The sequence below is a fragment of the Segatella copri genome (assembly GCF_009495355.1).
Lineage (GTDB): Bacteria > Bacteroidota > Bacteroidia > Bacteroidales > Bacteroidaceae > Prevotella.
Window position 1 is genome coordinate 92630 of the sequence record NZ_VZAD01000076.1, and the last position, 19900, is coordinate 112529.

The 19900-nt window shown below is 48.3% G+C and carries 16 protein-coding genes; 9 read left to right on the forward strand and 7 right to left on the reverse strand.

The window, feature by feature from the left end:
• Positions 1–30 precede the first annotated feature (30 nt).
• On the reverse strand, positions 31–1647 hold the full coding sequence (locus tag F7D20_RS10355; RefSeq protein WP_158463969.1) for an ABC-F family ATP-binding cassette domain-containing protein: 1617 nt from the start codon (positions 1645–1647) through the stop codon (positions 31–33).
• Positions 1648–1824: 177 nt separating this feature from the next.
• Between F7D20_RS10355 and F7D20_RS10360 the strand changes: the two genes are divergently transcribed.
• Entirely contained in the window at positions 1825–2757 is a 933-nt protein-coding gene (locus F7D20_RS10360; protein WP_022252764.1) for an RluA family pseudouridine synthase, read from the forward strand.
• A gap of 16 nt (positions 2758–2773) precedes the next feature.
• Entirely contained in the window at positions 2774–2923 is a 150-nt protein-coding gene (locus F7D20_RS10365; protein WP_158463970.1) for a sulfate transporter, read from the forward strand.
• Positions 2924–3027: 104 nt separating this feature from the next.
• On the opposite strand, the gene F7D20_RS10370 is transcribed toward F7D20_RS10365, so the two are convergent.
• A complete protein-coding gene (locus F7D20_RS10370) occupies positions 3028–3945 on the reverse strand; it encodes a DMT family transporter (RefSeq protein WP_158463971.1) in 918 nt (305 codons plus the stop codon).
• 33 nt (positions 3946–3978) lie between these two features.
• Positions 3979–4716, reverse strand: coding sequence for a tRNA pseudouridine(38-40) synthase TruA (gene truA / locus F7D20_RS10375; RefSeq protein ID WP_158463972.1), 738 nt, complete (start codon positions 4714–4716; stop codon positions 3979–3981).
• 191 nt (positions 4717–4907) lie between these two features.
• Between truA and dapA the strand changes: the two genes are divergently transcribed.
• Together dapA and F7D20_RS10385 are read left to right on the forward strand one after the other, a co-directional pair.
• Positions 4908–5795 (forward strand): 4-hydroxy-tetrahydrodipicolinate synthase, encoded by an 888-nt coding sequence (dapA, locus tag F7D20_RS10380; RefSeq protein ID WP_158463973.1) that lies wholly within the window; start codon positions 4908–4910, stop codon positions 5793–5795.
• 126 nt (positions 5796–5921) lie between these two features.
• On the forward strand, positions 5922–6809 hold the full coding sequence (locus tag F7D20_RS10385) for an AraC family transcriptional regulator (RefSeq protein ID WP_158463974.1): 888 nt from the start codon (positions 5922–5924) through the stop codon (positions 6807–6809).
• Between the two features lie 248 nt (positions 6810–7057).
• Here the strand turns inward: F7D20_RS10385 and uxaC are convergent, their stop codons facing one another.
• Positions 7058–8461 carry a glucuronate isomerase gene (gene uxaC / locus F7D20_RS10390; RefSeq protein ID WP_022252770.1) on the reverse strand — a complete coding sequence of 468 codons (1404 nt, stop codon included), beginning with the start codon at positions 8459–8461 and terminating at the stop codon, positions 7058–7060.
• 565 nt (positions 8462–9026) lie between these two features.
• Entirely contained in the window at positions 9027–10139 is a 1113-nt protein-coding gene (locus tag F7D20_RS10395; RefSeq protein WP_158463975.1) for a DegT/DnrJ/EryC1/StrS family aminotransferase, read from the reverse strand.
• 139 nt (positions 10140–10278) lie between these two features.
• Here F7D20_RS10395 and F7D20_RS10400 point away from each other — a divergent pair, with 139 nt between their 5' ends.
• Positions 10279–11547 carry a DUF5103 domain-containing protein gene (locus tag F7D20_RS10400; RefSeq protein ID WP_158463976.1) on the forward strand — a complete coding sequence of 423 codons (1269 nt, stop codon included), beginning with the start codon at positions 10279–10281 and terminating at the stop codon, positions 11545–11547.
• Between the two features lie 66 nt (positions 11548–11613).
• Here F7D20_RS10400 and F7D20_RS10405 read toward each other — a convergent pair whose 3' ends face one another.
• Together F7D20_RS10405 and F7D20_RS10410 are read right to left on the reverse strand one after the other, a co-directional pair.
• A complete protein-coding gene (locus F7D20_RS10405) occupies positions 11614–12978 on the reverse strand; it encodes a PFL family protein (protein WP_158463977.1) in 1365 nt (454 codons plus the stop codon).
• A 119-nt stretch (positions 12979–13097) separates the two neighbouring features.
• A complete protein-coding gene (locus tag F7D20_RS10410) occupies positions 13098–13370 on the reverse strand; it encodes an ACT domain-containing protein (RefSeq protein WP_022252774.1) in 273 nt (90 codons plus the stop codon).
• Positions 13371–13550: 180 nt separating this feature from the next.
• Between F7D20_RS10410 and F7D20_RS10415 the strand changes: the two genes are divergently transcribed.
• The 4 genes from F7D20_RS10415 (at position 13551) to F7D20_RS10430 (ending at position 19777) form a co-directional block, all read left to right on the forward strand.
• Positions 13551–13955, forward strand: coding sequence for a hypothetical protein (locus F7D20_RS10415; protein ID WP_158463978.1), 405 nt, complete (start codon positions 13551–13553; stop codon positions 13953–13955).
• A gap of 132 nt (positions 13956–14087) precedes the next feature.
• On the forward strand, positions 14088–15275 hold the full coding sequence (locus F7D20_RS10420) for an efflux RND transporter periplasmic adaptor subunit (RefSeq protein WP_158463979.1): 1188 nt from the start codon (positions 14088–14090) through the stop codon (positions 15273–15275).
• Positions 15276–15301: 26 nt separating this feature from the next.
• A complete protein-coding gene (locus tag F7D20_RS10425) occupies positions 15302–18487 on the forward strand; it encodes an efflux RND transporter permease subunit (RefSeq protein ID WP_158463980.1) in 3186 nt (1061 codons plus the stop codon).
• Positions 18488–18535: 48 nt separating this feature from the next.
• The gene (locus F7D20_RS10430; protein ID WP_158463981.1) at positions 18536–19777 is read left to right on the forward strand and encodes a TolC family protein; all 1242 of its coding nucleotides are present in this window, start codon (positions 18536–18538) and stop codon (positions 19775–19777) included.
• The last annotated feature ends 123 nt before the right edge of the window (positions 19778–19900 follow it).

A 19900-nucleotide genomic window follows, 5' to 3' on the forward strand; every position in this document is an offset into this window, starting at 1 on the left:
TTCGAAATGGTGGGGTTGGCATGTTGTTTCTTATACGTTGTACATCTTGGCTTTCTGCTCCTTGATAGCCTCGTCGTAGATGTACTCATCGTACGACATGAGCTTGTCGATGGTGCCCGATGGGGTCAGCTCGATGATGCGGTTGGCTACCGTGTTGATGAACTCGTGGTCGTGGCTGGCGAATAGCACATTTCCCTTGAAGCCTATCAGGTTGTTGTTGAAAGCCTGAATGCTTTCCAGGTCCAGATGGTTGGTAGGTGTGTCGAGAATCAGACAGTTGGCGTTCTGCAGCTGCATACGAGCTATCATACATCTCATCTTCTCGCCTCCCGAGAGCACGTTTACCTTCTTCAAAACCTCCTCGCCGCTGAAGAGCATACGACCTAAGTAACCCTTCATGGCCACCTCGTTGCCCGGACCGTACTGGCTGAGCCAGTCTACCAGGTTCATGTCGCTCTGGAAGAATTCGGTGTTGTCGAGTGGGAGATAGGCTGTTGTGATGGTTACGCCCCACTTGTATTCTCCTGCGTCAGCCTTTCTGTTGCCATTGATGATTTCGAAGAGGGCGGTCATGGCCTTGGGGTTATGAGAGAGGAATACCACCTTCTCGTCTTTCTCGATGTTGAAGTTTACGTTGTCGAAGAGAACTGTTCCATCCTCATCGACAGCTTTCAAGCCTTCCACCTCAAGAATCTGGTTGCCAGGCTCGCGGTCCATCTGGAAGATGATGCCTGGGTACTTACGGCTTGAAGGACGAATCTCCTCGACGTTGAGCTTCTCGAGCATCTTCTTGCGGGATGTGGTCTGCTTACTCTTAGCCACGTTGGCAGAGAATCGGCGGATGAACTCTTCCAACTGCTTTTTCTTTTCCTCAGCCTTCATCTTCTGGTTCTGAGCCTGGCGCAGAGCCAACTGTGAACTCTCGTACCAGAAAGAGTAGTTTCCGGCAAACATGGTTATCTTGCCGAAGTCGATATCTACGGTCTGGGTGCTCACAGCATCGAGGAAGTGACGGTCGTGAGAAACCACCAATACGGTTTGCTCCACGTTGCTCAGATATTCCTCCAACCATTCCACGGTGTCGAGGTCAAGGTCATTGGTAGGCTCATCGAGCAACAGGTTGTCTGGGTTTCCGAAGAGGGCTTTTGCCAGCATGACACGTACCTTCTCTGTATTTGAAAGCTCGCCTACGAGCTTGTTGTGCTTGTCTTCCTGTACACCAAGGTTCTGAAGCAGCTGGGCAGCATTGCTCTCAGCCTCCCATCCGTTCATCTCGGCAAACTTCAACTCCAAGTCGGCTGCACGGTTGCCGTCTTCCTCGGTCATCTCTTCCTTAGAGTAGAGGCGCTCGCGCTCCTTCATGTTTTCCCAAAGAGGCTGGTGACCCATCAGAACGGTGTCCATGACGCGGAACTCATCATATTTGAAGTGGTCCTGCTCCAATACCGAGAGGCGCTCGCCTGGTCCTAATTCCACGCTTCCCTTGTTGGGCTCCAGATCTCCGCTGATGGCGCGAAGGAAGGTAGACTTACCGGCACCGTTGGCACCAATAATACCATAAATGTTGCCGTGAGTGAACTTGAGGTTTACGTCCTTATAGAGGACTCTCTTTCCAAATTGTATCGCTAAATTGGTTACAGTTATCATTAACTTAAAAGTTTATTGTATGTTATTTTCAAATTTGGATGCAAAGGTACAAAAAATATTTGTAAATCAGAAATTTAGTGATGAAAAGGACTTAATATTTAGTTAAAAACATAGATATTTTTTGTCAATCGAACAAAAAGGCATAAATTTGTAGACCAAAAACGATTTACAACTGATATGCGACAAGAAAACAATAAGTGGCAGAAGCGCGCTGACAGGGGAGGGTTTGGAGTCCCCAATGAGTATGACCATTATGTGGTCAGCAAGCCTGCGCCTCTGTTGGAATGGCTGTTGGAAAACGTCAAGAGTTCGAGCAAGACCAAAATCAAGCAGATACTGCAAGGCCGTGGCATCCGTGTGGACGGCAAGACGATCACCAAGTTCGACTATCCTCTGAGACCCGGCATGAAGATTGCCGTCAGCAAGTCGAAGAAGAACCAGGAAACCTTCAAGAGCAAGTATCTCAAGATTGTTTACGAAGACCGGTATTTGGTGGTGGTGGAAAAGCAGATCGGCATACTGAGTATGGCGGCAGGACATTCATCGCTCAATGTGAAGACCGTGCTCGACGACTACTTCCACAAAACCCGTCAGAACTGTCAGGCTCATGTGGTGCATCGACTCGACCGTGATACCAGCGGATTGATGATTTATGCCAAGGACAAGCAGACCGAACTTGCCTTGGAGGATGACTGGCATCACAACGTATACGACCGCCGTTATGTGGCTTTGGTGTCGGGCGAGATGGAGGAAGATGAAGGAACTGTAGCCAACTGGCTGAAGGACAATAAGGCATATATTACTTATAGCAGTGATACGGACAATGGCGGCAAATATGCTGTCACTCACTATCATACGCTTCAGCGCTCAACTGATTATTCTCTTGTAGAATTTAAATTGGAGACGGGGCGTAAGAACCAGATACGTGTTCATACTGCCGATATGGGACATCCTGTATGTGGCGATATCAAATATGGAAATGGAGATGATCCTTGCCATCGCTTGTGCCTTCATGCCTATGTGCTTTGCTTCTATCATCCCGTTACGCATCAGCCCATGGAGTTTGAAACTCCTATCCCACCAGAATTTCGCCGAGCTTTGAAATCATAACATCTAAAGAAAAGACATGAATCATTTTGAATATTACGTTTTGGCCCTCATCGTGCTGATTGTGGGCTTTCTGATAGTGAAGAAAGTTGCTACCTGCTTGTTCAAGACAGTAGTAACTGTCATCGTGCTTGCCATCTTGGCCGGCATTTATTTCCTGGCAAGCTGAAAAAACAAAGCCGGCTTCGTTCGCCAACGAAGTAGCTTGCGATAGTCAACGAAGCTGCTTGCGATGGTCAACGAAGCCGGCTTCGTTTTTTCCTTTTACTACAACTACTTACTTCCGAAGTATAAGAAGAGCATACCGATGAGCACCAACAACAGGTCGACAAACTTGGCCTTGAGGTTTTTCTCGTGGAAGAGGGCAGCTCCGAAGAGGAAGCTTACGATGACGCTTCCTCGTCTCACCATGCTCACGATGCTGATCATGGCTCCCGGCAGACTCAGCGCATAGAAGTACACGAAGTCGGCAGCACTCAGGAAGATGCTGATAAAGATGATGGACCAGTGCCAGCGGAAAGGGGTTGTCTTGTGGCGTGCCGGCCACCATAGAATCATCATCATGAATCCCATCATGACTAACTGGTAGATGTTGTACCAGCTCTGCACAATCATGCGGTCAAGTCCCACACCTCCGTTCTCGGGCGGAGCCATGAGGTATTTGTCATACAGTCCGCTGATGGCTCCCAATACGGCAGCCAGGACGATAAAGTATATCCATTTGTCGTGCTTGAAGTCGATACCTTCCTTTTTCCCGCTTTTCGACAGCATGAGGAATGAAATTACTGCTAAGATGACACCTATCCATTGGTACAGGTTGAGTACCTCGCCATATACAAGCATGGCTCCCACGAGTGTCATCACAGGACGTGTGGCGTTGATAGGTCCCACAATGGTAAGGGGCAGATGCTTCATACCGAAGTAGCCGAAAGTCCAGCTGCTCAGCACGATAAAGCTTTTCAGAATGATGTATTTGTGTACTTCCCATCCGCCAGAGGCGACATGGAAGATTGTTCCGTCGAGTGCATTCGTCGTATAGCTCGTCACGATAAAAGGAACGAAGATGAGCGACGAGAAGAGCGTGTTGAGAAACAGTACCGGAATAACTGCGTTACCTGAAAGAGCCTTTTTCTTGAAGGCGTCATAAAATCCCAGCAAGGTGGCTGAGAGAAATGCTAAAATTAACCACATATTATATCATGAATTCTTTTTACCCTTTTGTCTTTACAAGTCGTATCTCACCTCCTCCAAAAAGAGGGCGTGTCCTGGCATACTCTCGCCTGCATCGCTGCGGGTTCCGTTGTGCAGGATGTCGAGAAACTGACTTTCGCTTATTTTCCCTCTTCCCACATCAATCAGCGTACCCACTACTGCACGCACCATGTTGCGGAGAAAGCGGTTGGCGGTTATCTCAAAATACCAGGTAGAGGGTGAGGTCTGTACCCATTGGGCTTGTGTCACCTCGCAGAGGGTTGTCTTGTTGTCGCCACCCGCCTTGCAGAAGGCAGCATAGTCTTTGTGGTGCAGAAAGTGGCGTGCCGCCTGATTCATCCTGTCGAAGTCGAGCGGAAAGTTCATCTGCAACGAGTAGTGGCGCTCGAAGGGATCCTTGCACGTATGTATATAATAATGATAGGTACGCGAGGAGGCAGAGAAGCGCGCATGCATGTCGTCGGCTACCCGTTTGATGTCTTTTACGGCAATATCTCTTGGCAGAATGCGGTTCAGACGATAGGTGAGCTGTGGGGCGTCAAGCTCTTCGCCTTCCCAGTCGAAGTGGGCAGCCATTTTTCTGGCGTGTACTCCCGTGTCTGTTCGTCCTGCACCCACAACCTCCATGTCGCGTCGTAAAAGAGTAGACAGAGCTTTTTGCAACTCCTGCTGTACAGAGTTGGCGTTGGGTTGGATCTGCCAACCATGATAATTGGTTCCGTCGTAACCGAAGAAAATAAAGTATCTCATTTTACTGCCCTTGAATTCTCACATGCATTTTTTGCTTCAATCGGCTGCAAAATTAATAAAAAACTACGAAATATGCGAAAATAGTACCGATTATTTTGTAAAATGATATAATCTTGAAAGAAAAACACAAATTTGTTTTGCAAATTGACAATTAAATTGTATTTTTGCCAACGATTTTGTATTAATAGATTATGGCACAGAATATATTCAAAGGCTTAGGTATAGCCCTGATTACCCCATTCAAGACCGACGGAACAGTTGACTATCAGTCGCTGAAGAAACTGGTTGAGTTTCAAATAGACAATGGTGCAGACTTCCTCTGTATCCTTGCAACTACAGGTGAGGCTCCTTGTCTCACCCAGGATGAGAAAAATAAGATTACCGAGTTGGTGAAAGAGGTGAACCATGGACGAGTTAAGATATTGAAATATTGCGGTGGCAACAATACTGCAGCCGTGGTGGAAGAAATCAAGTCTACTGACTGGAGTGGTATTGATGGTATCTTGAGCATTTGTCCTTATTACAACAAGCCTTCTCAGGAAGGACTCTATCAGCACTTCAAGGCTATTGCGCAGGTTAGTCCGTTGCCTATCGTTCTTTATAATGTGCCTGGTCGCACAGGCATCAATATGAAGCCGGAGACAACCTGTCGCATCGCCCGTGACTTCCCCAACGTAGTAGCCGTCAAGGAGGCCAGTGGAAGTTTGGAGCAGGTGGATGAGATTATCAAGAACAAGCCTGATAACTTTGATGTCATCAGTGGCGATGATGCACTTACCTTCTCTATGGTGGCAAGCGGTGCTGCAGGTGTTATCTCGGTTATCGGTAATGCGCTGCCCAAGGCCTTCAGCCGTATGATACGGCTCGAGTTCCGTGGCGAGTATGAGCCAGCGCGCAAGATTCATCATGCCTTTACCGAGTTGTACAGTCTGCTCTTTGTGGATGGCAACCCTGCCGGTGTAAAGGCGCTGCTCAATGATATGGGCTTTATCGAGAACGAACTGCGCCTGCCGTTGGTTCCTACCCGTATTGCTACCAAGCAGAAGATGAGTGACATATTGAAAGACCTTCGCATTTAAGCGATGAGATATTCTCAAAACGCGGGTCTGATGTTGTGAATGGCCGCATGATGGAGCTTCTCACAACATCAGACTCGTACTTTTTCCTACTTTACCGCACTTAAATCCAAATCTATTATTTAAAATATGCCAGAAGAAAGAAGAATCATTCATGAAATCACGCCTTTGATGGGTAAGGATGTCCTCTACATTGCCGACAGGCACAAGATGGAGTTTACTTATCCCATTCATAATCATTCAGTTTTTGAGCTCAACTTTGTGGAGAATGCTCAGGGAGTGCGCCGTATCGTAGGCGACTCGCAGGAGGTAATAGGCGAGTACGACCTTTGTCTTATCACCTCTGCCGAACTGGAACATGTATGGGAGCAGAATGAATGCAAGAGTGAGGATATTCGCGAGATAACCATACAGTTCGATTTCAGTATGGGCGATGAGACCCTCTTTGGACGCAATCCTTACTCCAGCATTACCCGTATGATGCAGGAGGCACGCAAGGGTTTGGTGTTCCCCATGAAGGCTATTATGAAGGTTTACAGTCTTCTCGACACTCTCAGCAGCATTAAGGATGGATTTTATGCCGTGCAGCAGTTTCTTACCATTCTCTATGAACTGTCACGTTGTGACAATGCACGTACGTTGGCTTCCAGCAGCTATGCCAAGGTCAAGGTAGAGGACGACAGCCGTCGCATCCTGAAGGTAAAGAACTATATATCCAAGAACTATATGGACGACCTGCGCTTGCCGATGCTCGCCGATTTGGCTGGTATGAGTCCAAGTGCTTTCAGCCGGTTCTTCAAGCTGCATACAGGGCGTAACATCAGCGAGTATATCATCGACCTTCGTCTGGGCTATGCTGCCCGTATGCTGGTTGATACTGCCAAGTCGATCAGTGAGATTGGTTTCGATTGCGGTTTCAACAATCTCAGCAATTTCAACCGTATTTTCAAGAAGAAGAAAGGCTGCTCGCCTACTGAGTTCCGCGAAAACTATCACAAGACCAGAATTATTGTTTAGGTAGAGAAGTTAGAGAAGTTAGAGAAGTTATCACTCCCTTTGGTCGTTAGAAGTTAAAGCCAACAGCCTTTAAGGGATGTATATTTAGCTGTAAAGCATATGGCTTTAACTTCTTTAACTTCTATAACTTCTCTAATTTCTTTAACACCTCCATTTGCGGTACCCTGTTATCATAAGAGGATAAAAAAATGATGCCTGTCTCGACAAACGAGGCAGGCATCATGCTTTTTTAGTAGGGTTACTACTTATTAATAGAACTTGAAGTAGTTGCGTGCGTTGTTGTAAGAGATATCCTCTACCATGCGTGAGAGGCTCTCCATATCGTTAGGCAGCAAGCCCTTCTCTACATCGTTGCCAAGCAGGTTGCAGAGCAAACGACGGAAGTACTCGTGACGTGGATAGCTCAGGAAAGAGCGAGAGTCGGTCAGCATACCTACGAATCGGCTCAACAGACCGAGAACAGAGAGGGCGTTCATCTGGCGTGTCATACCATCGAGCTGATCGTTGAACCACCAACCTGAACCAAACTGAATCTTGCCTGGGCAAGAACCGTCCTGGAAGTTGCCAAGCATTGTGGCAATCACCTCGTTGGCACATGGGTTCAGTGTATAGAGGATAGTACGTGTGAGCTTGCCTTCCATGTTCAACTCGTTGAGGAAGTGGCTCATAGCCTTGGCTGTAGTGAACTCACCGATAGAGTCGAAACCGGTATCAGCACCCAGCTTGTTGTACATCAATGTATTGTTGTCGCGGATAGCACCATAGTGGTACTGCTGTGTCCAGTCGGCAGCATAGTCCATCTCGGCACATACCTTCAGGAAGGCGTGCTTGTACTGGCGAATCTCGATAGCAGAAAGCTGCTGACCGCGCATAGCCTTGGCGAAGATGGTCTCAATCTGAGAGTCTGTATATGGCTCATCGTAGAACTCCTCGATACCATGGTCGCTCAACTTGCAGCCATTCTCGGTGAAGAAGTCGTGACGCTTCTGCAGGGCATCAACCATATCCTGGAAGGTAGTAACGGTAACACCTGCTACCTCGCCCAACTTGTTCATGTACTCAGCGTAGTCTGGCTTCTCGATGTTCATGGCCTTGTCTGGACGCCATGCAGGAATCATCTTGATCTCGAAACCGCTCTCGCGAGTCTGCTTGTGATAACGCAAGTCATCAATTGGATCGTCTGTAGTACAAACGCACTCTACATGGTAGCGGCGCATAAATCCACGTGCTGTATACTCTGGCTGCTGTAACTTCTCGTTACACTCGTCGTAGATTTCGCGTGCTGTCTTAGGGCTCAACTGCTTGTCGATACCGAAAGCTGTCTTGAGCTCAAGGTGTGTCCAGTGGTACAAAGGATTACGGAATGTATAAGGTACTGTCTCTGCCCACTTCTCAAACTTCTCCCAGTCGCTTGTATCAGTACCTGTGCAGAAACGCTCATCTACACCATTGGTACGCATGGCACGCCACTTGTAGTGGTCGCCGCCCAACCAAAGCTCTGTGATGCTCTTGAACTGATGATCATTGGCAACCATCTCAGGGATGAGGTGACAGTGATAGTCGATGATAGGCATTTTAGCCGCATGATTGTGATACAAATCCTGCGCAGTTTTGGTGTCGAGCAGGAAGTTTTCATCCATAAATTGTTTCATAATTGTAATTTAGTTTTTTAAGATTTGCTTATTCGACTTGCAAATATACATTATTTTTTTGCAATCCACCAAAAAAATACGTAATTATTAGGTTTATTTTACTAAAACGATTACGTAATGTACGTGAGTGGGGTGAGAAGAGGAGTCTTTCAATCACACAGGTCTGCGTAGTTTTTGTTTCTATTTTCTATCATTCCGTGTTTCTCTATGCTTGTAAGCCAAAAAATATAGTCAGAATCCTTCTGTATAATTTTTCATCTATAGGCGTTACTTAACTGTGAAAAAAATATTTCCCAGTTAGGAAATTTTTTTTTTCAGTTGGGTAGATTCTTTTTTCCAGTTAGTCCATGGTTTTGGGGCAATTATTGAATAAATATGCTGTATAATTATTCTTTTGTTTGCTTGGTTACTTAACATACTTACGATAGTTAAGTAATGAGCCCACTTTAAAAAGTCATTTTTACGAAAATCAGCTATTGATTCTCAAAAAGTTACAAAGACATAAAATGCGATTTTCGACTTTTTCAAGTGGGCTCAGTTCGGTAATAATAAAAAAGAGGTAGCTTTATTGAAAGCTGTTGATAGTTTCCGCTATATACTTAGTTTCTTCCGAAGTCATCATCTGATGGCAGGGCAGACTGAGTTCCTGTTGGTGGATGCGTTCGGTGATGGGCAGGGAAAGCCTGTTCCATGATTTGTAGCAGGCTTGCTGATGGGGTGGGATGGGGTAATGAATCATCGTACCTATGCCATGCTGGCTTAGGTAAGTCTGCAGTTCGTCGCGCTTCTCGCAGAAGACGGGGAAGATGTGAACCACGTTTCGGCTCCAGTCGTCATACATCTGATGGGGAACCATGACCTTGGGATTGTTGATAAGTGAGAGATACTCTTTGGCACGTTGGCGGCGAGCCTCGTTGAGTAAGTCGAGGTGGCGAAGCTTTGCCGTAAGGACGGCAGCCTGCATCTCGTCCATGCGCGAGTTGGTGCCCACGTATGGAAAGACATATTTACGGCTGCTGCCATAGTTGCCCAAGGCTCTCACAACCTCAGCCAACTCATGGTCGTTGGTAGTCACAGCTCCTGCATCGCCCAAGGCACCAAGGTTCTTGCCAGGATAGAAACTGTGGGCTGCCGCATTGCCTAAAGAACCTGTCTTTCTGTTGCCATACATGCATCCATGCGCCTGTGCGTTGTCCTCGAAGAGCAACAGGTTATGCTGCTGACAGAAACGCTCTATCGCCTCGGTCATGGCACATCTGCCGTACAGATGGACTGTCATTACCGCCTTGGTGCGAGGTGTAAGAACCTGATGGAGCAGACGGTCGTCAATCTGTAAGGTCTCCCATCTCGGTTCTACGAGTATGGGTTTCAACCGGCATTCTGTGATGGCAAGAATGGTGGCGATATAGGTGTTGGCAGGTACGATGATCTCGTCGCCCTCATGCAGTCGGCCCAGTTCCATTTCGCCTTTGAGCATCAGTTTTAGGGCATCCAGTCCGTTTCCGCACGGTATGCAGTACTGCGTGCCGATGTACTGGGCGTAAGCCTCAGCAAACTGCTGGTTGGCTTTGCCCTGCAGATACCATCCGCTCTCCACCACCTGATGGATGGCATCAAGGATGTCTTGTTGTAAAGGACTGTTGATGTCCTTGAGGTTGAGATAATCGATGTGTTGCATAGATATTTTTGTTGACTTTGCAAAGATATTGCAAAGATACATATTTTCTTTGAGTTGCGGGCATTGTTTGCCATAAAAAATCAGATGTTTTTATGGCTTGTGTATGGCTGGTTGAAAACTTTTGCTTATCTTTGCGCCTATGAAGCATAAAAATCTTTTCAGCCTCTTGTGCCGTATGGTGTGGCTATGGGTGGCAGGTGTGATAGCCTTGCCAGTCGAGGCACAGCGTCATGTGATTTATAACCAGCGTATTGCCAGTCTGCAGGTAGTGGCAGGACAGCGATGGCAGGAAATGCCCGTTGCCCAGCTTGGTGAGCCTGTGCACATCGATTTCGATGACATGACCCACGACTATGAGCGTTATTCCTACAAGATAGAACATTGTGAAGCCGACTGGTCGGAGTCGCGTGAGATCTTTACCAGCGATTTCCTACAGGGATTCAATGGCGAACTAACCATCGACAACTACGAACAGTCGCTCAACACCAATCATCTCTATACGCACTACAGTCTTACCATTCCCAACGAGCATTGCCGGCTGACGATGAGCGGCAACTACAAGCTGTCGGTCTTTGCCGATGATGATGACAGCCATCCTGTCTTCACCGCCTGCTTTATGTTGGTGGACCCACAGATGAAGGTTTCCATGTCGGTGACGGGAAACACAGATATTGATATTTATCACAGTCATCAGCAGGTGGCGATGGCGATAGACTATGGTGAGGTGAGAGTGACCGATCCTGCCCGACAGCTGAAGACCATCGTACTGCAGAACGGCAGATGGGATAATGCAGTGACAGCACCGCGTGCGGAGTATGTGAATACCGAAGGGCAGAGTTGGAAGCATTGCCGACAGTTGATATTCGACGGTGGCAACGAGTATCACAAGTTCGAGATGCTGGACCTCAGTCATACCACCATGGGGCTCGACAGCATCTTCTGGGACGGAAGCGAGGCACATGCCTATGTGATGGCAGACCTGCCGCGTCCCAACTATGTATACGACGAATCGGCGAACGGAGCTTTCTATATTCGCAACAGCGACAACATTGACAACACCTTTACTTCGGATTACGCCTGGGTGCACTTCTTGTTGCAGGCGCCTCGTCAGCAGGGTGATGTGTATCTGAACGGAGCTTGGACTCAGGACAGTTTTCTGCCTCCTTACCGAATGGAATACAACGAAGCAGCTAAGGCATACGAGGGTGCCGTCCTGTTGAAGCAGGGCTACTACAGTTATCGCTATGTGGTGGTGAATGCCGATGGTACTACAAAACCCGTAACCACTGAGGGCAGTTTCTATCAAACGAGAAACAAGTATCAGGTGTTAGTATATTATAAAGGTGTAGGCGACCGTACCGACCGCTTGTTAGGATACGGCGAAGTAATGGTAAAAGTAGAAAGTTAAAGGAGATTTCTTAGAAGTCAAAGGAGTTAAGGAGTTAACTCCTTTGACTTCTATTACTCCTTGTCTTTAGTTCTTGAAACTGTGGATAGGTGCAGGAATGCGTCCGACACGATTGACGAATGCAGAACAGCTGAACGAGTTGACAGGCATGATAGGTGCATGACCTAACAAACCACCAAAGTCAACACCGTCGCCCACCTTCATTCCTATGACTGGAATGACACGTACGGCAGTAGTCTTCTGGTTGATCATACCGATGGCAGCCTCGTCGGCGATAATTCCTGAAATCGTTGTAGCAGGCGTGTCGCCAGGAATAGCTATCATGTCAAGACCCACAGAGCAGACACAAGTCATCGCCTCCAGTTTCTCGATGGTAAGGGCACCAGCCTCTACAGCATCGATCATACCCTGATCCTCGCTGACAGGGATAAAGGCACCGCTCAGACCGCCTACGTACGAAGATGCCATGATGCCGCCCTTCTTCACCTGGTCGTTGAGCAGGGCAAGAGCAGCAGTAGTGCCAGGAGCACCAGGATGCTCAAGACCAATCTCCTTCAGAATATCTGCCACGCTGTCGCCAATGGCAGGAGTAGGAGCCAATGAGAGGTCGATGATGCCGAAAGGAACCCCCAGTCGATGAGAAGCCTCTTTGGCTACTAATTGTCCTACACGTGTAATCTTGAAGGCAGTGCGCTTGATGGTTTCGCAAAGCACCTCGAAACTCTCACCACGAACACTCTCCAAGGCATATTTCACTACACCAGGTCCGCTGACTCCCACGCTTACTACAGCATCAGCCTCGCTCACGCCGTGGAAGGCACCAGCCATAAAGGGGTTGTCGTCTGGAGCATTGCAGAGTACAACGAGTTTGGCACAACCCAAAGAACCCTTTTCCTTGGTATTCTCGGCAGTATCCTTTACGATTTCACCCATCAGGCGAACCGCATCCATATTAATACCGGTCTTGGTAGAGCCCACATTGATAGAACTGCATACAAAATCGGTCTGCGCCAAAGCCTGAGGAATAGAGCGTATCAAGAGTTCATCGCTCTTGCTCATTCCCTTGGAAACGATGGCAGAGTAACCACCCAGGAAGTTGACACCCAACTCTTTGGCACACTTGTCCAAAGTCTTGGCAATCTTCACGTAGTCGTCTGTTGTCTTGCAGGCAGAGCCACCCACCAGGGCAATAGGAGTAACAGAGATGCGCTTGTTGACGATAGGCACACCAAACTCCTTGGAAATATCCTCGCCCGTCTTCACCAAGTTTTTGGCCAGTCGGGTAATCTTCTTGTATATGTTGTCGCAGAGTACGTCCACCTCAGTCGCAGCACAGTCCAACAGGTTGATACCCATTGTGATGGTGCGCACGTCGAGATTTTCCTTCTCTATCATCTTGTTGGTTTCAATAACCTCAGAAATATTGATCATCTTAATTTATAGTCTTATTTCACTTAGATACATTAAATTTTCCTTTGACGAAGAAAAGTCCTTTCTTCACAGAATAGTCTGTCGTCTTACCGCTTAGCATCGGCAGACTTAGATAGCAATTAGATTCTGTGCATCATGTCGAAGATTTCCTCGCGCTGGCATTTCACCTGAACGCCCATGTCTTCGCCAATCTTTTTGAGTTCGTCGGCAATGTCTTCGAAAGATTTCTTCATTTTAGCCATATCGACAATCATCATCATGTTGAAATAATCCTGCACGATGGTCTGTGAGATGTCGAGAATGTTGATGTCGTTTTCTGCAAGATAAGTACACACTTTGGCAATGATACCTACTGTATCCTTACCTACCACTGTAATAATCGTTCTGTTCATGAATGAATTCCTTTTTAAAAATGGGTTTAAATTGTCTGGCAAAAGTACAATATTCTTGCCAAATAACCAAATAAATGGTAGAAAATCAATAAAAACGAGCTCGTTTTGCCATAAAAAATGTTTTTATCTTCGTCAAATCGGATATTTCATTTATCTTTGCAGAATCTATGCATTAAGATTATGAAACGACGACTATACATATTCTCCATTTGGATTGCCACAATGGGTATGCTTCTCTCGACGGTGATGCTTCATCATCATCATTATGAGCGTATCTGTATGGTTGTGGAGGTGTGTAGTCAGGACGGAAGTCTGAATGATGAGCATACAGAGCATCATGATACTGAGCACGAAGGCTGCCAGGTGAAGCAGATGCATCATTTCATAGTCAAGAACCGGGTGGTGAAGTCTGCCGTCAAAAAGCTTTTTGATGCCCATCATCTGCTGGTCTTTGTTCTTCCTGCAGAAGCGTGTTTCTTCTGTCTTTCTGCCTGTGTGGCAACAGAGTGGCAGGCTCTCACCTTGCCTTTGTCCGAAGAATCGTGTTCTGCTTTCAGCAGGCGCGGACCTCCCTTGTTCTCTTAATTGTTTTTCATATACAGACCCATGTTGCCCTTTGCTGTTTGAAGTAAAGGTATGATAGGGGGCTTGCGTTGATGTCTTTGCTGCATGCAAGGGCATATTAAAGTTCAATAATTAACAAGCAATTCAAGAGAAATGATAAAAAGAATTTTGATAGTAGTGGCAGCAACCGCTGTCGCCATCTTGTGCTTCACCCTATGGCAGAAGTCGCAAGTAGAGAATCCACATGCCGACGAGCATGAACATGAGGAACATGTGGATGTGGAAAATATCCTGTTGAACGAGAAACAGATCAAGGCCGTCGACCTGAAGTGGGGGAATGTGGAAACACGAGAGCTTGATGCCACGATACAGGTCAATGGAGCCCTGGTGCTTCGTGCTCAAAACATCGGAATGGTTACCTCACTGATGGGTGGCGTGGTGAAGAATGTTTACGTGAAGGAAGGACAGCAAGTTGCTAAAGGCCAGATTGTTGCTGCGATAGAGAATACTGATGTTCTTTCTTTGCAGCGGGAATACTTTACCACTTATCAGGAGTGTGAGTCTGCCCGACAGGAGATGGAACGCCAGAAGTTGTTGGCTTCCAATGGCGCTGGGGTGAAGAAGAATATGCAGATGGCACGGAAAGATTATCAAGTGGCTCGTGCCAGTATGGTGGGTATTGCCCGTCAGTTGCAGCAGATTGGCATTTCTGCACCATCGGTAGCCAAGGGCCATTTCACTTCTGTCTTCCCCTTGCGTGCTCCGGTGAGCGGTACGGTGAGTGAGCTGACAGCCTCGTTGGGAAGTTATGCCGACATGCAGACTCCTCTGATGAAGATCAGCAACAACAAGGCTGTGGAATGCGACCTCAACGTATTTGAAAAAGACCTGGGCAAGATAAAGAATGGCAACCGCGTGTTCCTTTCCCTTACCAATCAGCCAGGAGTGAAGTTGACAGGCAAGGTATACGGCATGAACGAAAGCTTCAACAAGGGCACGAAGAGTGTGGCGGTGCATGTAAAACTCGATGCGGCACCAGGCGCCAAACTCTTTGACGGCATGTATGTGTCGGGACAGATAGCCACCGGGCGACAGATGTGTTTTGCCCTGCCCAATAAAGCTATCGTGAGTGCAGAAGGCAAGCAGTATGTTTTTGCCCTCAATCATGAACCTAAGAACGGAGAGTACAGTTTCTCGCGCCATGAGGTGACGACAGGTGTCAGCACGGATGGATATACAGAGGTAGCCCTCTGCAAGCATATCAAGGAAGGACTGAAGATAGTTACCGACAATGCTTTCTATCTGGCTTCGATGACGGGTGAGCATGGTGATGAACACTAAGTATGATAGAATAAACACACATCACTATGTTTCAGAAACTTATCACATATTCGATACACCATAAGATGGTGGTCGGAATCCTGACTGTGGCTTTGGCAGTATGGGGCATCTGGTCGTTGGTGCATCTGCCTTTCGACTCTACCCCCGATATTACCAATAATCAGGTGCAGGTCATCACGCAGGCCCCTTCGCTTGGAGCCCAGGAGGTGGAACAGTATATTACCAGTCCGATAGAGATGGCGCTTGCCAACATTCCCCGTCAGGAAGAACGCAGAAGTATTTCGCGCAGCGGCTTGTCGGTAGTGACACTTGTCTTTGATGATGGTGCCGATATCTATTGGGCGCGTTCGCAAATCAGTCAGGTGCTCGAGGCTGTTGCCAAGGAGTTGCCTGCCAATGCCGATACCGAATTAGGGCCTATAGCTACAGGTTTGGGCGAGATATTCCACTATACTGTACGACCCGAGAAAGGTTATGAGGACCGCTATTCTCTCACCCAGTTGCGCACCATTCAGGACTGGATAGTACGCAAGCAGTTGGCAGGAACGCCAGGTGTGGCAGAGGTCAGCGGATGGGGAGGCTACGTCAAGCAGTATGAGGTGGCTGTAGACACAGACCAGTTGAATGCCAACGGCCTTACCATCAGCGACCTGTTTGATGCCTTGCAGCGCAACAATGCCAATACCGGCGGAAGTTATATCGAGCAGAACTCCAATCAGTATTACATCCGTGGACTGGGTGTGGTAAAATCGTTCGACGATATTGCCAACGTCACCGTCAAGACAATAGAAGGAACTCCTGTCAGAATCAAGGATGTGGCAAAAGTGCAGGAAGGACACGCCACCCGTTTCGGAGCCGTGACAAGAAACGGCGAGGGTGAAGTGGTGGCAGGTATCGCCATCATGCTGAAGGGTGAGAACTTCCAGCAGGTCATCAAGAACGTGAAGGAGCGTATCAATCAGATACAGAAGTCTCTGCCCGAAGGTGTGGTGATAGAACCCTTTATCGACCGCACTAACTTGGTGGAGCGAGTGGAGGGAACCATTGCCCACAACCTGATAGCAGGCGGACTTATCGTCATCTTCGTATTGGTTCTCTTCTTGGGCAACTGGCGTGCCGGTCTGGTAGTGGCGAGTGTCATTCCGCTGAGTATGCTCTTTGCCTTTGCTCTGATGAAAGCCTTTGGTGTGGATGGCAACCTGATGAGTCTGGGAGCCATCGACTTCGGAATGATAGTCGATTCGGCGGTTATCATCGTCGAGGCTGTGGTGACACATATCAACAGGGGCGATTTCTCGCAGCCTGGTGTGCGTGCAGCCTATATAGCCCGACATACGGCAGGAGGTGGTTTCGCCCTTACCCAGGCAGAGATGGATGCAGAGGTGCATTATTCCGCCTCGCGTATCAGACAGAGTGCAGCTTTTGGTGAGATTATCATCATGATCGTGTACATTCCGCTGATGACGCTTGTCGGTATCGAGGGAAAGATGTTCCGTCCCATGGCGTTCACCGTGTTCTTTGCCATCTTGGGTGCTTTCATCCTTTCGCTTACCTATGTGCCCATGGCGAGCAGTCTGTTCCTGAGTCGTAAGGTACACACGAAGGCTACTTTCTCCGACCGGATGATCAGTCGGCTTCAGACCTGGTATCGTCCTGTGTTGGAATGGGTGTTGCGCCGTCGTAAGGATGTGATTACCGCTGCCGTGGCACTTTGTTGTGTGAGTGTGGTGGGACTCAAGTTCCTGGGAGGTGAGTTTATTCCAAGTCTCGACGAGGGTGACTTTGCTGTGGAGATGAGTATGGCGCAGGGTACGTCGCTCTCTCAGATGGTGGAAACCTGCACCAAGGCAGAGAAACTCCTGAAGTCTGAATATCCCGAGGTGAAGCAGGTGGTGAGTCGAATCGGTAGTGCGGAGATTCCTACCGACCCGATGCCAGTGGAGCGTGCCGACATCATGGTGGCTCTGAAGCCCAAGGCAGAATGGACTTCGGCAACGACCACCAGCGACCTGATGGAGAAGATGGAGGCTACGCTGAAGAATATTCCCGGTATGGAGGCTGAGTTCTCACAACCCATACAGATGCGTAACAATGAGCTGCTTACGGGTATCAAGCAAGATGTGGCCATCAAGATTTTCGGCGACGACCTCAACACGCTTATCCAGCAGGCAGAGAAGGTGGGCAAGATGATCAGTAATGTGAGAGGTGTGAGCGGAGTCATGGTGGAACAGGTGGCAGGTTTGCCTCAGATACAGGTGAGGTGCAACCATGAGCGCATGGCGGAGTATGGTGTCAGCGTGGACGATGTGAACCAGGTGCTTGAGACTGCTTTTGCCGGAGGAATAGCAGGAGTTGTGTTTGAGGGCGAGAGAAAGTTTGACATCGTGTTGCGACTCGACAAGGATGTGCGCACCATAGAGGCATTGCAGACGCTTGCCATCCCCGTGAGTGCAGGTCAACAGGAAGGCCCGGCTGCTGTGACTGTTCCTTTGAACCAGTTGGCTGATATCGTCTACGAAACGGCCCCAGCCCAGGTGTCGCATGAGGACGGTGCCCGTCGCATCTATGTGGGATTCAATGTGAAGGGACGCGATGTTCAGAGTACAGTCGATGAGATTCAGCACTTGCTCGACAGCAAGTTGCAGTTGCCCGACGGTTATTATTACACCTATGGCGGAGAGTTCAAGAACCTGCAGAGTGCCGTCAACCGTCTGATGATAGTTGTACCTTTGGCGCTTGTCATCATTCTCTTGCTGCTCTATGCCACGGTGAAGAGTGTCCGCGAGTCGCTCTTTGTTTTCTCTGCCATTCCTTTTGCAGCCATTGGTGGTGTGTGGGCGCTGTGGTTGCGCGACATGCCTTTCTCTATCTCGGCAGGAGTAGGCTTTATAGCGCTCTTTGGCGTGTCGGTGCTCAACGGCATCGTACTTATCGGACAGATGAATCAGATGCAACGGGAGGGCGTGACCGATGTTCAGAAGCGCATCATAGACAGTTGTATGATCCGTCTTCGTCCTGTACTCATGACGGCGCTGGTGGCTTCCATGGGTTTCCTGCCTATGGCGCTCTCGCATGGTGATGGAGCTGAGGTGCAGAGACCTTTGGCTACTGTGGTCATAGGTGGACTTATCACCTCCACTTTGCTCACTCTCCTTGTCCTGCCTGCCATCTATAAGACGTTTACGAAGGGAAGTGAAGAATTAATGAAATGAAGAGTGAAAACTTCTAAACTCAGCGAAACTTGAGTAAAAATAAAAAATATGAAACGAATGAATATGATGATAATAGGACTCTGTGGTTTGGCTTTGCTGCCACAGACAGTCCTTTCGCAGACCCGAAAGGTGAGTCTGCAGGAATGTATTAATATGGCTCTGGAGAAGAATCCGCAGATGCAGGTTTCCAATAAATCAGTAGAACGTGCCAAGGCTCTGCAGGGGACGGCATGGGAGATAGACAAGACCGAACTCTCGCTGTCGCAAGATCCCACATCGGGCGGCAGTCCTGACAATGCTCTTTCCCTGTCGCAGAGTATCGAGTTTCCTACTTATTATATAGCACGCCACAAACAGTTGAAGGCCGAGACGCAAGCAGAGAGAAGTAAGGCTGCTGTGGTTCGCCTGTCGCTCGAGAATGATGTGAAGGCAGCTTATTATCAGGCTGTCTATCAGGCAGAAAAACTTCGCGTGTTGGAGAGTCAGGACAGTTTGCTGGCACAGTATCGCACGTTGGCAGAGAAGCGATACAAGGCAGGAGAGACCCGACAGTTGGAACTGCTTTCGGCAGAACGCCTGCAGCGCGAGAACAAGATGGAAGTGTTGGCGGCTCACAACGAGTTGGAGACAGTCCAGCTCTTGCTCTCACGTCTTGTGGGAAGCGTCGAGACGGTGGAGCCAAAGGAAGATTCGTTGCTTCCGCTCGACTGGAAGCAGGCCTCCTATAACTATAGTCAGACCCCCGACGGACAATATTCAGCCGACCGTCTGAAAGTTTCCGAACAGGCTGTACGTGTGGCAAAGAATGGTTTTGCCCCATCGCTCAGTCTTTCATTGCGCAACCAGCTCGTCATCAGTTCCTGGAATCCCTATGACCAGGACAGAAGCCGCTTTGACGGAGGCAACTTCATGGGCTTTGAGGTGGGAGTGGGCATCCCGCTCTTCTATGGTGCCACCCGTGCCAAGGTGAAGGCAGCCAGGAAGGAGCGCGAGATGATAGCCTTGGAGATAAAAGAACAGGAACAACTTCGCCAGCAGGAATATCTCTCAGCTTTGAGCCGAATGAATGCAGCCTATGTGAGATACACCTATTATAATGAGGAAGGCAGAGAGAGGTCGGACAAGATGGCAGAGCAGGGACTCTTGGAATACAGCCAGGGTGAGATTTCCTATCTGGAATACATGAATGTCCTGCAGGAAAGCATCGACCTGCGGCTCAAGCGTGCCTCAGCCCTCAACGATTACAACCAGTGTGTCCTGGTCATGGAGAAACTCTGTGGCAGACAGTGACACGCTTTGTGCCAAAATAGTGCAGCAAAACGTACTTCGTGGGGTTGTTTATCGTTCAATCGTGTGACGCTTATCGTGTAATATGATGAAAAATCCATTGAAATGCGATAAAAATTTGGTTGT

Bases quoted from the DNA above. Each gene is read 5' to 3' on its own strand.
- F7D20_RS10355 (WP_158463969.1), bottom strand. From the start codon at position 1,647: ATGATAACTGTAACCAATTTAGCGATACAATTTGGAAAGAGAGTCCTC.
- F7D20_RS10360 (WP_022252764.1), top strand. From the start codon at position 1,825: ATGCGACAAGAAAACAATAAGTGGCAGAAGCGCGCTGACAGGGGAGGG.
- F7D20_RS10365 (WP_158463970.1), top strand. From the start codon at position 2,774: ATGAATCATTTTGAATATTACGTTTTGGCCCTCATCGTGCTGATTGTG.
- F7D20_RS10370 (WP_158463971.1), bottom strand. From the start codon at position 3,945: ATGTGGTTAATTTTAGCATTTCTCTCAGCCACCTTGCTGGGATTTTAT.
- truA (WP_158463972.1), bottom strand. From the start codon at position 4,716: ATGAGATACTTTATTTTCTTCGGTTACGACGGAACCAATTATCATGGT.
- dapA (WP_158463973.1), top strand. From the start codon at position 4,908: ATGGCACAGAATATATTCAAAGGCTTAGGTATAGCCCTGATTACCCCA.
- F7D20_RS10385 (WP_158463974.1), top strand. From the start codon at position 5,922: ATGCCAGAAGAAAGAAGAATCATTCATGAAATCACGCCTTTGATGGGT.
- uxaC (WP_022252770.1), bottom strand. From the start codon at position 8,461: ATGAAACAATTTATGGATGAAAACTTCCTGCTCGACACCAAAACTGCG.
- F7D20_RS10395 (WP_158463975.1), bottom strand. From the start codon at position 10,139: ATGCAACACATCGATTATCTCAACCTCAAGGACATCAACAGTCCTTTA.
- F7D20_RS10400 (WP_158463976.1), top strand. From the start codon at position 10,279: ATGAAGCATAAAAATCTTTTCAGCCTCTTGTGCCGTATGGTGTGGCTA.
- F7D20_RS10405 (WP_158463977.1), bottom strand. From the start codon at position 12,978: ATGATCAATATTTCTGAGGTTATTGAAACCAACAAGATGATAGAGAAG.
- F7D20_RS10410 (WP_022252774.1), bottom strand. From the start codon at position 13,370: ATGAACAGAACGATTATTACAGTGGTAGGTAAGGATACAGTAGGTATC.
- F7D20_RS10415 (WP_158463978.1), top strand. From the start codon at position 13,551: ATGAAACGACGACTATACATATTCTCCATTTGGATTGCCACAATGGGT.
- F7D20_RS10420 (WP_158463979.1), top strand. From the start codon at position 14,088: ATGATAAAAAGAATTTTGATAGTAGTGGCAGCAACCGCTGTCGCCATC.
- F7D20_RS10425 (WP_158463980.1), top strand. From the start codon at position 15,302: ATGTTTCAGAAACTTATCACATATTCGATACACCATAAGATGGTGGTC.
- F7D20_RS10430 (WP_158463981.1), top strand. From the start codon at position 18,536: ATGAAACGAATGAATATGATGATAATAGGACTCTGTGGTTTGGCTTTG.